Origin of the sequence: Winogradskya humida, assembly GCF_016862215.1 — a bacterium.
In the GTDB taxonomy this organism is placed as follows: Bacteria; Actinomycetota; Actinomycetes; order Mycobacteriales; family Micromonosporaceae; genus Actinoplanes; species Actinoplanes humidus.
Map to the genome: position 1 here is coordinate 1 of NZ_BOMN01000117.1, position 14,318 is coordinate 14,318.

The following is a 14,318-nucleotide window of genomic DNA, read 5'->3' on the forward strand; positions in this document are numbered from 1 at the left end:
CGGTCCGTGCCGGGCCATCGGTCCGTGCCGGGCCACCGGTCCGTGCCGGGCCACCGGTCCGTGCCGGGCCACCGGTCCGTGCCGGGCCACCCTCACCCGTGCGCCCGCGTTGACCCGCCGCGCCGGTTCCAATGAGGCACACTCGGCCCGCGCTGGTTGTGCACCGGGATGCCCGGCCCGCGGCGGTTCCAGTCGAGGCCGGCCTGTCAGCGCGGTAGTTCTTTGGCGATCACCTTGGAGAGCTCGCGGAACGCCTTGCCCCGGTGGCTGATCGCGTCCTTCTCCGCGGGGCTCAGCTCAGCGTTGGTGCGGTTCTGACCGTCACCCAGGAAGATCGGGTCGTAGCCGAAGCCGCCCGTGCCCCGGCGGGAGCGCAGAATGCGGCCGGGCTGCTTGCCCTCGACAAGGTGCTCGCGGCCGTTGGGCAGGACGAGGGCTGCCGCGCAGACGAACGAGCCGCCGCGGTGTTCGTCGGGGACGTCGCCGATCTGCGCCAGGACCAGGTCGAGGTTGGCCTGGTCCTCGCCGTGGGCGCCGGACCAGCGGGCGCTGAAGACGCCCGGCATGCCGTTGAGGGCGTCGACCGCGAGGCCGGAGTCGTCGGCCACCGTGGGCAGCCCGGTGCGCGACGCCCCCTCGCGGGCCTTGATGAGGGCGTTCTCCCCGAACGTCAGGCCCGTCTCCGGCACGTCCGGGTAGTCAGGGAACTCGCCGAGGCCGACCAGCTCGATGCCGCCGGTGCCGAGCGCGAGGTCGAGGATGCGCTGGAGCTCGACCAGCTTCTTCTTGTTCGCCGTGGCGAGCAGCAGGCGGGCCGTCATGACGCCAGTGCCTTCTGCTGGGCCGCGGCGAGCTCGTTGCAGCCGAGGACGCCCAGGTCGAGCAGGGCATCCAGCTGGTCGCGGCGGAACACGTTGGCCTCGCCGGTGCCCTGAACCTCGACGAAGTCCCCCTCGCCGGTGCAGACCACGTTCATGTCGACCTCGGCGGCGACGTCCTCGTCATACATGAGGTCGAGACGGGCCTGGCCGTCGATGATGCCGACGCTGACCGCCTGAATGGAGCGGTGCAGCACGTTGGCGGGCTTGCCGGCCAGGGCCTTGCGGTCCGCGAGCCAGCCGACCGCGTCGTGCAGCGCCACGTAGGCGCCCGTGATGGCGGCGGTGCGGGTGCCGCCGTCGGCCTGCAGCACGTCACAGTCGAGGACGATGGAATTCTCGCCGAGGGCCTTGAGGTCGATGCAGGCCCGCAGGCTGCGCCCGATCAGGCGGGAGATCTCCTGGGTGCGGCCGCCGACCTTGCCCTTGACGCTCTCGCGGTCGCCACGGGTGTTGGTCGCCCGCGGGAGCATGGCGTATTCAGCGGTGAGCCAGCCCAGGCCGGAGCCTTTACGCCAGCGCGGCACACCCTCGGTGACGCTGGCGGTGCAGAGCACGCGGGTGTTGCCGAACTCGACCAGCACCGATCCCTCGGGATGGATGCTCCACCGGCGCGTGAGGGTCACGGGACGGAGTTGGTCCGGCTCTCGGCCGTCGGGACGCGACATGGCCAAGAGCCTAGGCGGAACGGGAGCACTTCGCGTCGCCGGGTGCCAGCCCTGTGGATAACTCGCCCCGACCGGATGACCCTGCCTGTGGACAACCCAAGGTTCGATCATCGGCCGCTGATAGACCTGACCCAACCTTTTGAGAGGCGGGCAAGGATGCTCAGATCAACGCTGGTGGGACTGCTCGGATCACTCGCTGGCAGCCGTCGCCCAGACGTCGGTGGCGGCGGCGACCACAGCGGGCACGGCTGGACGCAGATGGCGAACCGTCTGGCGGGTCACCTTCGCCGATGGCAGCGACGTTGTCTGGGCACCATGGGCGCGCAGGAAACCGTCGACGGCCTGCGGCCATCCGAAAAGCTCCGCCCGGGCCCGGGCGGCTGCGCGGCGTTCGCCCTCCGGACGCTCCATAAGCTTGCGGACACCCTCCGCGAACGCTTCGGGGGTTCCGCGCACCGCAAGACCGGCCTGACCGACGACCTCGGGAAGGGCGCTGGCGTCGTTGACGACCACGGGAGTGCCGCAGGCGAGCGCCTCGAGGGCGGCGAGGCCGAACGTTTCGACCGGCCCCGGCGCAACCGCAACGTCAGCGCTGGCAAGGAGAGCCGCGACGTCATCACGGTCGGAGATGTGCCCGGCGAACCGCACGGGAAGCCGCGCCGACCGGTAAGCAAGCGCCGCACGACGCGAGCCGTCACCGGCGATCACGAGCACGGCAGGGGCCTTGCTCGCACGCAGCGCGGCGATCGTGTCGACAGCGAGCTCGGGGCGCTTGTCCGCGGAAAGACGGCTGCAGAAGACAACCAGCAACTCGTCGGGGCGGGCATATCGGTCGCGGACCGCAGGGTCACGACGGCTCGGGTGAAACTGCCGAAGGTTGACCCCGAGCGGGATCTCCGTCAGGTTGGGCACCCCAAGACGGCGAAACTCCGCGGCGGCAAACGCGGTGGTGCAGACGATCTGGTCGAAGGTCTCGGCCGTGCGCCTGTTCAGCCGGTCCGCGAGGGTCTCGCGCTGGGGCATGCCCCAGACTCCGAGCAGCCCGGCAAGGCTCTCGTGGGAGACCATCATCGAGCCGACGCCGGCCTCCCGGGCCCACCGGCCGGTCCAGCGCAGCGTGGAGCGGTCGGAGACCTCGAGGCGGTCCGGTGCCAGGTCTTCCAGCACCTTGGTCAGCTCGCGCCGGCTTGCCAGTACCCGGTAGCCCCCGGTGCGAGGAACCCGGTGACCGGGCAGAGTGATCACACGGCCCTGCTCGGTGATCTCGTCGGAACGTTCCCGTCCCGGCACGATCAGGATCGGCTCGTGACCGGCGCGGAGATAACCCTCGCCGAGGTGGCGTAGGGCGGTCCGCAGGCCGCCGGAACGGGGGGAGACGAAGTTCGCCAGTCGGACGATGCGCAGTCCACGCCCGCCTACTGATCGACCGGTCATGCAGGGCACTCCAAGGTCACAATCGATTCCGATGGTGCGCTCGTGCCGTCCCCTCGGCAAGCTCACAGATCGTAGCGGGCACCCGGACGGACTACCTCCACCGGACCCGCGTACGCCGCACACGCGGCCTCCACAGTAGATGCCTCGGAGCCCCAGGCGGGTACCAAATGGGTCAAGAGTAGACGGCCCACGTCGGCCTTGGTCGCGGCCTCACCGGCCTCGCCGCCGGTCAGGTGCAGGTCGGGAGGGTTGGGGCGGCCATCAAGGTAACTCGCCTCACAGAGGAACAGATCCGCTCCCTGTGCGAGGCGCAGCAACGGATCGCAGGGGGCCGTGTCCGAGGAGTAAGCAAGAACGCTCCCGTTGTGCTCCACGCGCACACCGTAGGTCTCGATCGGATGGTTGACCCGGTCGGCGGTGACGGTGAAGGGGCCGATCGGAAAGGTGCCGGGCTGCAGTCCGTAGAACGTGTAGACGTCGTCGACGGGCTCCGCCTCGGAGCTGTAGGCCGCGGAGATCCGCTCGGCCGCACCCATCGGTGCGTAGACGGGCAGCGGCGGCAACGGCCCCGCGGGGTCGTAACGGCGAACCACTACATAGGTGCACGCGTCGAGCATGTGATCGCAGTGGAGGTGAGTGATGAGGATGGCGTCGATCGCGTCGATGCCGGCATAACGCTGAAGCGCCGAAAGCGAGCCCGAACCGAAGTCGATGAGGAGCCGGAAACCCTCGGCCTCAACGAGGTAGGCGGAACAGGCCGACTCGGGACCGGGAAAACTGCCGGCACAGCCGAGAACGGTCAGTCGCATGCGGGTCCCTCTGGTTCACGCTGGGTCGTCCACGAGGCCGCCGACCGATCCCTGACGAAGTGCGCGGACCAGTCAATCACGCTGCGCAGCCTACGCCGGGATCAGCACGTCACGTAAACGTCTGATCGATTTGTCGCTAAATCGACAACCTATGTCACAGGCCACGTGAGCTGGGTCATTTTCGGTCGCGTTACGCCTCGTGAGTCGTATCCGTTGCACACGGTAAGGGGACAACAGGCGGACAAAAGGGAGGGGTAAATCGTGACGGCCACGGACGTGGACAAAACGACAGCTACTCGGGAGGTGACCGCCCCGGAAGTAGTTCCGTTCGGCTGGGAAGCCACCCGGCAGGTCGCCCGGGAGCTGGGTGACGACGAGGCCCGGTTCCGGTTCCCGGCGGCCGACGACCCGACCCCGGGCACCCGTCGTCTGCTGAGCATGTCGCTCTACGCGTCGATGCTGGGCCTGGGCGGCGTGGGAGTGGGCGTCCGAGGGCTGGTTTCGCAGTTCGGCGGTGGCGTCCCCGCCTGGTACACATGGGTGCTGGCCGTCCTGGGAATGGTCAGCGTCGCACTCGCGGTCGGCGCATTCCTCTCCATCCACCGCCGCTGGCTGCCCTGGGTCCTCCTGGTCGCCGCAGCCCTTCCATTGGCCGCCGACGTCATGCTGGCCGTCGCCTACTGAACCATCCCACGACGCCTGCGGAAACAGTCGCCCAGCAAGTCCGCAGCAGAACAATCAAAGGCGCCCATGAGCCGGGGCGGAGAAAAACAAAGCCGTTCCAGAACCCGCACACATGTACGCACACGCCGCGAACAGCCGTCCTCAAAGGAAACGAGAACCACCCTCATCCAACGGGTTCCATCGATGCGGGTCGAGGGCGACTGCAAGGTGTCGGGAACGACTGCGGCGCGGCTGCCGCGCTCGGGAACAAACAGTTTCCCGGGCAGCATGCGCATGGGAAGAAGCCCTTTTCAGAAATCGCTCACGCATGCGAATTGGCGGCTCTTCACACGTGAGGGTTCAGTCGCTGGCCGGACGGCTTCTGGCGCGTCAGTCCGGGGCAGGTGTCCAGGTCTTCCGAGGACGGCGGCTCCTGAGCCGCCCATCGGGAAGACCTCGACATGCCTGGCGCTACTTTCGACCGGTCTGACCTGACCACGTTCTGCTGCCTGAATGCTTACCCGCTCAGTTCGGTCAACGGCGCACCTGATAACGCAGGTGAAGCACCCTGTCGTCCTGAATCACCACGTCAGGATCCTCCAACAGGTGCTGCGCGTGGACCGACCCGAAGTAGCGTTGCCGGACCCGAACACGACGGGTACGACGTCCATGCGCACCTCGTCGACCAGGCCCCCGGCAAGCACCTGACCACCGACGTCGCCGGCCGCGACCTCGACCAGTCGGTCACCGGCAAGCTCCTGCGCCCTGGCCACTGCCGCCTCGACGCCGTCGACGAAGTGAAACGGTGCCCCGGGGTCCCAGCCCTCAGGCGCCGGCCGGTGCGTCACGACGACCACGTGGTCGATCCCGCTCGGCGGTTTCCCATCCCAGCCATCCGTCTGGTCGAAGACGTGCCGGCCGGCGACTGTCACCCCGATCTGGTCCCAGTACGGCCGGATGTAGTCGTAGGACGTCTGCGACACCTTCAGCACGCCGCTCTCATCCAACGGGACGTCACCGCTGGTCAACCAGTCAAACAGCGGTCCAGGCTGGTCATTCTCGTCCGCGACGAAGCCGTCCACCGACACCGAGCTGTACATGACCACCTTGCCCACAGGGCTCTCCTCTGCTTTAGGGTGCCCCCAAATTAGCGTGCCCCGAACTGCCGCTCTTGTAAGAAATCAATCGGCCGGCAGCGGCCAAGCATCCACCACGTGCGCACGGACGGGCCTTGCGAGGGGACACCTGCCGGAACCGGGGCCGGGCGCTGGGCACACCTGCCCCGCGCTGGGGACACCTGCCCCGCACTTGGGACGCCGCTGCCGAGAATCCCGCCCGCACGGGCCGGCAGTTGCCGAGATAGACGGACAGTCAGCCGGGCGGACAGTCAGCCGGGCGGACAGTCAGCCGGGCGGACAGTCAGCCTGCGGAGAGTCAGCCGGGCGGACAGGAGGGGAGGAGCACAGGCAGGCGACCGTGCTCCGAGCAGCCGAGCAGCCGGGCAGGCGAGCAGCCGGGCAGGCGAGCAGCCGGGCAGGCGAGCAGGCGAGCAGGCGAGCAGGCGGACAAGCCGGCAAGCGGCCAGGCAGGCAGGCGCGTTGAAGCGGGAAAGCGGCCAGCCGGGCGGGCAGGCGGGCAGGCGGGGAGCCGGGCAAGCGGGCCAGCGGCCAGGCGGGCAAGCGGCCAGGCGGGCAAGCGGCCAGGCGGGCAAGCCGGCAAGCGGCCAGGCAGGCAGGCGCGTTGAAGCGGGAAGGCGGCCGGCCCGGCGGGCAGAAAGGCAGCGGAAGGGCAGGCCAAGCGGGTACGAAGCCGGATAGGCCAAGCGGGCGGGCCAGACGCCGGGGGAAGTGGGAAGGCGGCCGGGAAGGAAGGCAGGCGGCCGGGTAGGGAATTTGGGGCGGGGAAGCGGGAAGGTCTGGGGAAACGGGGCGACCCTTGACAGGCCGCCCCGCTGTGCAGCTTGGGGTGCTACGCCCAGAGTTGGCCTTCGAGGGCCTCTTCGGCGTCGGTGAGGGTACCGCCGTAGGCGCCCGTGGACAGGTATTTCCAGCCGCCGTCGCAGATGACGAAGGCGACGTCGGCGCGTTTTCCGGCTTTGACCGCTTCGTGGGCGACTGCGAGGGCGGCGTGCAGGATGGCGCCGCTGGAGAAGCCGGCGAAGATGCCTTCTACGTCTACGAGTTGGCGGGTGCGGAGGACTGCGTCTCGGGTGCTTACCGAGAAGCGGCGGTTGAGGACCGTGGCGTCGTAGAGTTCGGGGACGTAGCCTTCGTCGATGTTTCGGAGGCCGTAGACGATTTCGCCGTAGCGGGGTTCCGCGGCGACGATTTGGATGTCCTCTACTTTTTCGCGGAGGTAGCGGCCTGTGCCCATGAGGGTGCCGGTGGTTCCCAGGCCTGCCACGAAGTGGGTGATCGTGGGCAGATCATGCAGGAGTTCCGGGCCGGTTGTCTCGTAGTGGGCTCGGGCGTTGGCGGCGTTGCCGTACTGGAAGAGCATGACCCAGTCGGGGTGTTCCGCGGCGATCTGCTTGGCGACGGCGACGGCCTGGTTGGAGCCGCCGGCGGCTGGGGAGAAGATGATCTCGGCGCCGTACATGCGGAGGAGCTGGATGCGTTCCGAGGAGACGTTCTCGGGCATGACGCAGACCAGGCGGTAGCCGCGGAGTTTGGCGACCATGGCCAGGGAGATGCCCGTGTTTCCGCTGGTCGGCTCGAGGATGGTGTCGCCGGGGCGCAGGCGGCCCGACTCCTCCGCCTCGCGCACCATGTAGAGCGCGGGGCGGTCCTTGATGCTGCCGGTCGGGTTGCGGTCCTCGAGTTTGGCCCAGAGCCGCACCGGCGGCGCCCCCTCGGGCACCGTCGGTGACAAGCGGGGCAGGCCGACGAGCGGCGTGCCCCCGCAGGCGTCCAGCAGGCTCTCGTAGCGAGCCATGGTGATTACCGTCCGAAGAACGCGGCTGCGGCGGCGAAGCCGAGCGCGCCACCGGCCACGGCCGGGAGGATGGTGATCGAGTCGCCGTCGTTCAGCTTGGCGTCGAGGGCGCCGAGGAAGCGGACGTCCTCGTCGTTGACGTAGATGTTGACGAAGCGGTGCAGGCCGCCCTCGGGGGTGATGAGCCGCCCCTTGAGGCCGGAGTGCTTGGCGTCCAGGTCGTCGAGCAGGCCGGACAGGGTGTCGCCGGCGCCTTCGACGATCTTCGAGCCGCCGGTGTAGCTGCGCAGGATCGTCGGAACGCGAACTTCGATAGCCATGGCTGTGATGCTCCTAGCGAAAGAGTGAGTCGAAAGATGTTCGGATATCGGTCGGGGACGAGTCGCTCAGCGACACTCGTAATAGACCGATGCCGGGCTCTGCCCGAACATGTACGACTGGACGGCGTCCCCGTCCGCACTCGCGCTCACGCGTCTACCGTCGCATCCACGATGTTGACCTTTTCCTCGGTCACCACGCCGTCCACGATGCGGAACGAGCGGATTTCCTCGGAGTCGGGCTCACGGGTCGAGACCAGCAGGTAGTGCGCGCCCGGCTCGCCGGCGAACGAGACATCCGTGCGGGACGGGTAGGCCTCGGTGGCGGTGTGCGAGTGGTAGATGACGACCGGTTCCTCGTCGCTGTCGTCCATCTCGCGCCAGACGCGCAGGTGCTCCATCGAGTCGAACTCGTAGAACGTCATCGAACGTGCCGCGTTGTCCATGGCGATGTGCCTCGTGGGGAGGTCACTGCCGATCGCTCCGGCGACCACGCCGCAGGCCTCGTCGGGGTGGTCCCGGCGGGCGTGGGCGACGATCGCGTCGACGATCGCGCTGTCGATGGTCAGCACGCTGTTCACATTACCGTGACAACCCGCATCCCTGGGCGTGGCAGTCCTCACGCCCGCCACAGCGAACGAGACGCTCGCCAAAACCGATGAAACGCTCGAAGAGCGGACAAAAAACACCGGCGTAAGGACCGGGCGCAGGGGTAGACCTTTATGTATGAAGCAACGCAGCATCGGAAATGTCCAGGTCGGCGCCATCGGACTCGGTGGCATGCCGATGTCCATCGAAGGGCGGCCCGACACCGACCGGTCCGTGCGGACCATCCACGCGGCCCTCGACGCCGGCGTGACCCTGATCGACACCGCCGACGCCTATCACCTCGGCGCTGACGAGGTCGGGCACAACGAGTCGCTGATCGCGCAGGCGCTGGCCAGCTACGGCGGCGACGCTTCGGGCGTACTCGTGGCAACAAAGGGTGGGCACCTGCGGCCGGGAGATGGGTCGTGGACCGTTGACGGTTCCCGCGCTCACCTGCGCGAAGCGGTCGAAGGTTCGCTCAAGCGCCTCGGCGTCGAGGCGATCGGCCTCTACCAGTTCCACCGGCCCGACCCGAACACGCCCTACGCGGAGTCGGTCGCCACGATCGGCGAGCTGCTCGACGAGGGCAAGATCCAGATGGCCGGCATCTCGAACGCCGACCCGCAGCAGATCCGGCAGGCGCAGGAGATCCTCGGCGGGCGCCTGGTCTCGGTGCAGAACCAGTTCTCGCCCGCGTTCCGGTCCTCGGAGCCGGAACTGGACCTCTGTGACGAGCTCGGTATCGCCTTCCTGCCCTGGTCACCGCTGGGTGGCATCGGCAAGGCCGGCAAGCTGGGCGAGAGCGGCGGCCAGAGCGAGTTCGCCCGGATCGCCCGGCTGCACGGGGTCAGCCCGCAGCAGCTCACGCTCGCCTGGATGCTCGCGAAGAGCTCCGTGGTGATCCCGATCCCGGGGGCGAGCCGCCCCGAGTCGATCACCGACTCGGCGCGGGCCACCGAACTCACCCTCTCGGATGAGGAAGTCGCCGCCCTGAACGCTGCCTGAGGAAGTTTCTGAACGCTGCCTAAGGGCTAAGGGCTAAGGGCTAAGGGTTAAGGCAGCTCAGGCAGGGAGTTCAGCAGGGATTCCTGCAGATAGCCCAGGTACGCGTAAACGGACAGCTGGAACACGCGGCTGGAGGCCGGATCGTCGACCACAGCCGCGTCCAACTCCTCACCGAGGTCCGTGTCGGGCTTGATGTCGAGGCGGGTGCCCATGGCAAGCCGCGCGTCGTTGATCGCGCGGAGCCACGCTTCCGCCTCCTCGCCGTCGAGCCGCACCTCGCCGGGGCCGTCGTCGGGCAGGGCGGCCAGGATGGCGCCCGCCGTGTCGATCTTGCCCGTCTTGAGGTCACCCTCGGTGTAGAGGCGGAATTCGGCGGAGTCGTCCGGGCGGTCCGGGTAGATGTCGGGGAAGAGCCTGCCGACCACGGGGTCGGTGTGGTCGAAGCCGTCCATCAGCAGCCCGACGACCTCGCCGGCCACCTTGCGCAACACCCGTACCTCGTCCACGGCGAAGGTGGCCACACATTGGTTGCCATTGCGCCGGAACATCAGTCGATCACCCGCCCCGAATCCGTCACAAGAATCATCACGCCTTGTCCACCGTTGCCCACAGACCGTAGCCATGAAGCTGCGAAGCGTCCATCTCCATGCGCTCACGGGCGCCGGTCGACACGACCGCCTTGCCCTTGTGGTGGACATCCAGCATCAACAGCTCGGCTTGGTCCCGGCTGTAACCGAAGAGTTTCTGAAACACCCACGTCACGTAAGACATGAGGTTGACCGGATCGTCCCAGACGATGGTCACCCACGGCCGATCATCGGCCGGTACCTCCTCGATGTCCGGCGTCTCGACGGGAGCGACCTGAGGCAACGCCATGCACCCATCGTGCCACGCCCGCCGGGAAGAAGAACCGACCGCCGAGCGATGACGGGGCCGGAGAAAGGGTGTAAGGCCGGAGCCCGGGCCGGCCCCGCCAGGCGCGGCCCGGGCACGTCCGCACCGGCACTGCAAAAAGTAATGGCCGCTCAAGGGGTCAGACAGGGGGAGTTTTACTCACTGCTGTCGACTTCTTTACTCATTCCCCATCGGCGCGCTGGGAGGGCTCCAAAGGTGATACATCTCGATATCATGTCGCCGTGGAGCACTGGGACTTCGTCGGCCGCGCCGACGAGTTGTCCCGCCTGCGGACGGTCGCGGCGAGCCCCGCCGAGCGCGGCCTGATCCTCAGCGGCGCGGCCGGCATCGGCAAGAGCCGTCTTCTGCACGAGGCGGTCGCGACCCTGCCGGCGAGCCGGTGGGCGGTTCACCGTGCCTCCGCCAACATCGCGAGCTCGGGGCTGCCGTTCGGCGGGCTGGCCCAGATCCTGCCCGCCGACCCGCCGGCCGGGCTCTCCCCCGCCGGGCTGCTGCGGTGGGCGGTCGACCGGCTCCAGCAGGACGCCGCGGGCCGGCCGATCGTGCTCGCCGTCGACGATGCCCACCTGCTCGACGCGCCGTCGGCCGCGCTGACACACCTGCTGGTCCGGGAGGGTGCGACCCTGCTCGGCACGTTGCGCATGTCGGAGCCCGTACCCTCGCCGATCAGCGCATTATGGACCGAGGGCCTGGTGGCGCATGCCGAGCTGGCGCCGCTGACCGACGCGGACTCGCAGGCGCTGCTCACCGCGCTGGTCGGGGGCGCGGTCGAGGGCGGGTCGGCGCAACGGCTCGGCCGCCTCGGTGGCGGCAACCCCCTGCTGCTGCGTGAGTTGGTCATGGCCGCGATGGGTGGCGGCGAGCTCGAGCAGGCGTACGGTTTCTGGCGCTGGACAGGCCGCCTCTCGCTCGCGCCGAGCCTGGCGGAGCTGGTGGACGCGCGGATCGGTGGGTTGACTCCGGGCGTACGGGACGTCCTGGAGCTTGTGGCTTTTGGCGAACCGATCGGGCTGGCGCTGTTGCTCCGGGCAGCGGCCCCCGCGGATGTCGAAGCGGCGGAGGAGCGGGGGCTGATCCGTGTTGTCGAGGACGAGCGCCGCCACGGGGTGCGGCTGGCCCATCCGCTCTACGGCGAGGTGGTGCGGCGGCGGTGCCCCGTCACACGGGCGCGGCGACTGCAGGCGACGCTGGCCGATCTGATCGAGAGTTCAGGTTCGCGGCGCCGCAACGACCTGCTGCGGGTGGCGGTGCTCAGGCTCGACTCGGGCACGGCCCAGGACGGCGCGCTGCTGCTCGACGCGGCGGCGCAGGCGTTCGCGGGTTTCGACATCGACCTCGCCCGCCGGCTCTCCGCGGCCGCGCACGATGCCGGGGCGGGCTATCCGGCCGCGGAGCTGCTGGCCACCGCCCTGCTCTTCGCCGACCAGCCGGAGCGGGCCCTCGCCGTGCTCGACGCGACCCCGGATGGTGGCGTCCGCTGGATCCACGCGCGCGCGGCCGTGGAGTTCTTCGGGCTGGGGCGCCCGCAGGCCGCTGAGACGCTCGCCGCGGCCAAGCCCGCGGATCCGGGTGGCGCGGCCCGGCTGCGAGCTTTCGAGTCGTTCGTCCGGCTCCAGCTCAACGAGCTTGAGCGGGCCCGTGAGCTGGCCCTCGGCGTGCTCGCCGAGCCGGCAGCGTGCAGCGCGGCCCACTCGCTGGCGCACTGCGTGCTCGCGTTCCTCGCGGGGGCCGCCGGCGATTTCAGCAGAGCCCGCGAGCTGATCGGCACGGTCGTCGAGCGCACCGCGGAATGGCGGCGCGAAGACCCGACCGTGCAGTACGCCCTCCAGATGGCCGAGGGCACACTGCTCAGCGTCGCGATGGATCTGCCGGCGATCGACCGGGTCCTGACCGCGGAGTTCGCCGGGCTGGCACAGGCAGGCGGTTTCGGCTTCGGCTCGGGCTGGGTCTCGCTGCTGCAGGCCCAGGCGGCGTGGCTGCGCGGGCGCACCGACGAAGCACTGCGCGCGACCGAGCAGGCGTGCGCCGCGCTCGCGCCGACCCGCGTCTACGACGGCAGCGCCCACTATGCCCGCGCGAACATCGCGGCGATCCGTGGTGACGTCATGCTCGCGGAGGCCGAGTTACGCGACGCCGACCACGCCGCGGACGGCACGGTCGGGCTCTACTACCACTGGCGGGAGCAGGCGCGGGCGGCCACGCTGGCCTGCGCGGGTGAGATCGACGCGGCCGTGCGGGTCCTGCTCGCCGTGGCCGATCGGCTGCGTTCCGACGGGTTTCACGGTCACGAGTTGCTGGCCCGCTACGACCTGGTCCGGATGGGCCGCCCGGAGCTCGCCGGGCAGCGCATGGGCGAGCTGGGCGCGACGGTCGGCGGGCGGGCGACCCCGCTGCTGGTGCGGCACGCGCGGGCCGGCGAGGACGGCGAGGCGCATCTCACTCTGGCGCGGGAGTTCGCCGTCCTGGGCTATCAGGTCTTCGCCGCGGAGGCAGCCGCCGGCGCGGTGCGAATCTTCCGTGCGGCGCGGGATCCACGTGCCCTGGCGGCGAGCACGCTGCTCGCCGATGTGCTGGGGCGCTGCGACGCGATACGTACTCCCGCCCTGGTGGCGGTCCAGCCTGCACTCACCGTGCGCGAGAGGCAGGTCGCGGAGCTCGCCGCCGGCGGCGTCCGGAGCCGGGAGATCGCCGACCGCCTGTTCCTGTCACCACGCACGGTGGAGAACCATCTACAGCGCGTCTATACGAAGCTCGGTGTGAACGGCAGGAATGAACTCGCACCAGCATTGCGTCTGCTCCCGCAATAGGGTGGGTGGGTGAACGACTTCGCCCCCGCCATGCTGACCGACCAGTACGAGCTGACCATGGTCAGCGCGGCCCTCCAGGACGGCACGGCCGATCGCCGCAGCGTCTTCGAGGTGTTCGCGCGGCGCCTGCCCACCGGCCGCCGCTACGGCGTCGCGGCGGGGCAGGGCCGGTTGATCGAGCTGATCCGCGAGTTCCGCTTCCACGAACGTGACGTGGATTTCCTGCGCAAGGCCGGCATCGTCGACGAGACCACGGCGGCCTGGCTCACGGATTACCGCTTCACAGGCGACATCGACGGGTACGCCGAGGGCGAACTGTTCTTCCCCGGCTCGCCGATCCTGACGGTGTCCGGGGGCTTCGCCGAGTGCGTGGTGCTCGAGACGCTGATCCTGTCGGTGCTCAACCACGACAGCGCTATCGCATCGGCGGCCGCACGGATGGTCACGGCGGCCCGGGGGCGGCCGATCATAGAGATGGGCTCCCGGCGTACGCATGAGGAGGCCGCAGTGGCAGCCGCCCGCGCCTCCTACCTCGCGGGTTTCGCCTCGACCTCGAATCTCGCCGCAGGCGGCCGTTACGGCATCCCGACCACGGGCACCTCCGCCCACGCGTTCACGCTGCTGCACGACGACGAGCCGGCCGCGTTCGCCTCGCAGGTCGCGGCGCTCGGCAAGAACACCACGCTGCTGGTCGACACGTACGACATCGCCCAGGGCATCCGCAACGCCATCGCCGTCGCCGGTCCCGATCTGCGCGCGATCCGCATCGACTCGGGCGACCTGTCGGTGCTCGCCCAGCACTCCCGCGAGCTGCTCGACTCGCTCGGCGCCACCGAGACCAAGATCGTGGTCTCCGGCGACATGGACGAGTACGCGATCTCGTCGCTCGCCGCCGAGCCGGTCGACATGTACGGCGCGGGCACCGCGGTGGTCACCGGTTCGGGCGCGCCGACCGCCGGCCTGGTCTACAAGCTGGTCGAGGTCGAGGGACGCGCGGTCGTCAAGCGCTCCGAGAACAAGGCGACCGTCGGCGGCCGCAAGACCGCGATCCGCCGGCACAAGCCGACCGGCACCGCGACCGAGGAGATCGTGGTCTCCCAGGGCGTGCCGGATCACCACGCCAACGACCGCCTGTTGCAGCGCTCGTTCATCGCCGGCGGCGAGCCGGCCCCGCTCGCGACGCTGGCCGAGTCCCGCGAGCACCTGCGCCAGTGCCTGATCTCCATCCCGTGGGAGGGCCTGAAGCTCTCGGCCGGCGACCCGGCCATTCCAGTAACCGTGGTCCCCACCGCCTGAGAGG

At 69.5% G+C, this 14,318-nt stretch carries 12 protein-coding genes and 2 pseudogenes; 4 read left to right on the plus strand and 10 right to left on the minus strand.

The features are described 5' to 3' along the window. Window positions 1-206 precede the first annotated feature (206 nt). From rdgB to Ahu01nite_RS40985, 4 genes are all read right to left on the minus strand, one after another. Window positions 207-821 (minus strand): RdgB/HAM1 family non-canonical purine NTP pyrophosphatase, encoded by a 615-nt coding sequence (rdgB, locus tag Ahu01nite_RS40970; RefSeq protein ID WP_203842156.1) that lies wholly within the window; start codon window positions 819-821, stop codon window positions 207-209. Then, a complete protein-coding gene (gene rph, locus Ahu01nite_RS40975; protein ID WP_203842157.1) occupies window positions 818-1,546 on the minus strand; it encodes a ribonuclease PH in 729 nt (242 codons plus the stop codon). Before rph ends, rdgB begins: the two co-directional genes overlap by 4 nt. A gap of 189 nt (window positions 1,547-1,735) precedes the next feature. Continuing rightward, window positions 1,736-2,980 (minus strand): glycosyltransferase, encoded by a 1,245-nt coding sequence (locus tag Ahu01nite_RS40980; RefSeq protein WP_203842158.1) that lies wholly within the window; start codon window positions 2,978-2,980, stop codon window positions 1,736-1,738. Window positions 2,981-3,042: 62 nt separating this feature from the next. Beyond that, on the minus strand, window positions 3,043-3,789 hold the full coding sequence (locus Ahu01nite_RS40985) for an MBL fold metallo-hydrolase (protein WP_203842159.1): 747 nt from the start codon (window positions 3,787-3,789) through the stop codon (window positions 3,043-3,045). A gap of 261 nt (window positions 3,790-4,050) precedes the next feature. On the opposite strand from Ahu01nite_RS40985, the gene Ahu01nite_RS40990 reads away from it, so the two are divergent. After that, the gene (locus Ahu01nite_RS40990; RefSeq protein WP_203842160.1) at window positions 4,051-4,473 is read left to right on the plus strand and encodes a hypothetical protein; all 423 of its coding nucleotides are present in this window, start codon (window positions 4,051-4,053) and stop codon (window positions 4,471-4,473) included. A 513-nt stretch (window positions 4,474-4,986) separates the two neighbouring features. On the opposite strand, the pseudogene Ahu01nite_RS40995 reads toward Ahu01nite_RS40990, so the two are convergent. The 4 genes and pseudogenes from Ahu01nite_RS40995 to Ahu01nite_RS41010 all read right to left on the minus strand — a co-directional run bounded on the left by Ahu01nite_RS40995 (window position 4,987) and on the right by Ahu01nite_RS41010 (window position 8,275). Further along, a pseudogene (locus Ahu01nite_RS40995) lies at window positions 4,987-5,567 on the minus strand (dihydrofolate reductase family protein). Window positions 5,568-6,420: 853 nt separating this feature from the next. Continuing rightward, window positions 6,421-7,386 (minus strand): PLP-dependent cysteine synthase family protein, encoded by a 966-nt coding sequence (locus Ahu01nite_RS41000; protein ID WP_203842161.1) that lies wholly within the window; start codon window positions 7,384-7,386, stop codon window positions 6,421-6,423. Window positions 7,387-7,391: 5 nt separating this feature from the next. Next, window positions 7,392-7,706 carry a MoaD family protein gene (locus Ahu01nite_RS41005; RefSeq protein WP_203842162.1) on the minus strand — a complete coding sequence of 105 codons (315 nt, stop codon included), beginning with the start codon at window positions 7,704-7,706 and terminating at the stop codon, window positions 7,392-7,394. Window positions 7,707-7,772: 66 nt separating this feature from the next. Then, a pseudogene (locus Ahu01nite_RS41010) lies at window positions 7,773-8,275 on the minus strand (M67 family metallopeptidase). A gap of 154 nt (window positions 8,276-8,429) precedes the next feature. Between Ahu01nite_RS41010 and Ahu01nite_RS41015 the strand changes: the two are divergent. Continuing rightward, complete coding sequence (locus tag Ahu01nite_RS41015) at window positions 8,430-9,296, plus strand: aldo/keto reductase (RefSeq protein ID WP_203842164.1); 867 nt, start codon at window positions 8,430-8,432, stop codon at window positions 9,294-9,296. 47 nt (window positions 9,297-9,343) lie between these two features. Here Ahu01nite_RS41015 and Ahu01nite_RS41020 read toward each other — a convergent pair whose 3' ends face one another. Next, entirely contained in the window at window positions 9,344-9,844 is a 501-nt protein-coding gene (locus tag Ahu01nite_RS41020; RefSeq protein ID WP_203842165.1) for a DUF2017 domain-containing protein, read from the minus strand. A gap of 37 nt (window positions 9,845-9,881) precedes the next feature. After that, window positions 9,882-10,172: an ATP-dependent Clp protease adapter ClpS gene (gene clpS / locus Ahu01nite_RS41025; protein WP_203842166.1), complete on the minus strand. Its 291-nt coding sequence runs from the start codon at window positions 10,170-10,172 to the stop codon at window positions 9,882-9,884. Between the two features lie 260 nt (window positions 10,173-10,432). On the opposite strand from clpS, the gene Ahu01nite_RS41030 reads away from it, so the two are divergent. Together Ahu01nite_RS41030 and Ahu01nite_RS41035 are read left to right on the plus strand one after the other, a co-directional pair. Beyond that, on the plus strand, window positions 10,433-13,018 hold the full coding sequence (locus Ahu01nite_RS41030; protein WP_203842167.1) for a LuxR C-terminal-related transcriptional regulator: 2,586 nt from the start codon (window positions 10,433-10,435) through the stop codon (window positions 13,016-13,018). 30 nt (window positions 13,019-13,048) lie between these two features. Further along, window positions 13,049-14,314, plus strand: a complete 1,266-nt coding sequence (locus Ahu01nite_RS41035; RefSeq protein ID WP_438874859.1) for a nicotinate phosphoribosyltransferase — start codon at window positions 13,049-13,051, stop codon at window positions 14,312-14,314. Window positions 14,315-14,318 lie beyond the last annotated feature (4 nt).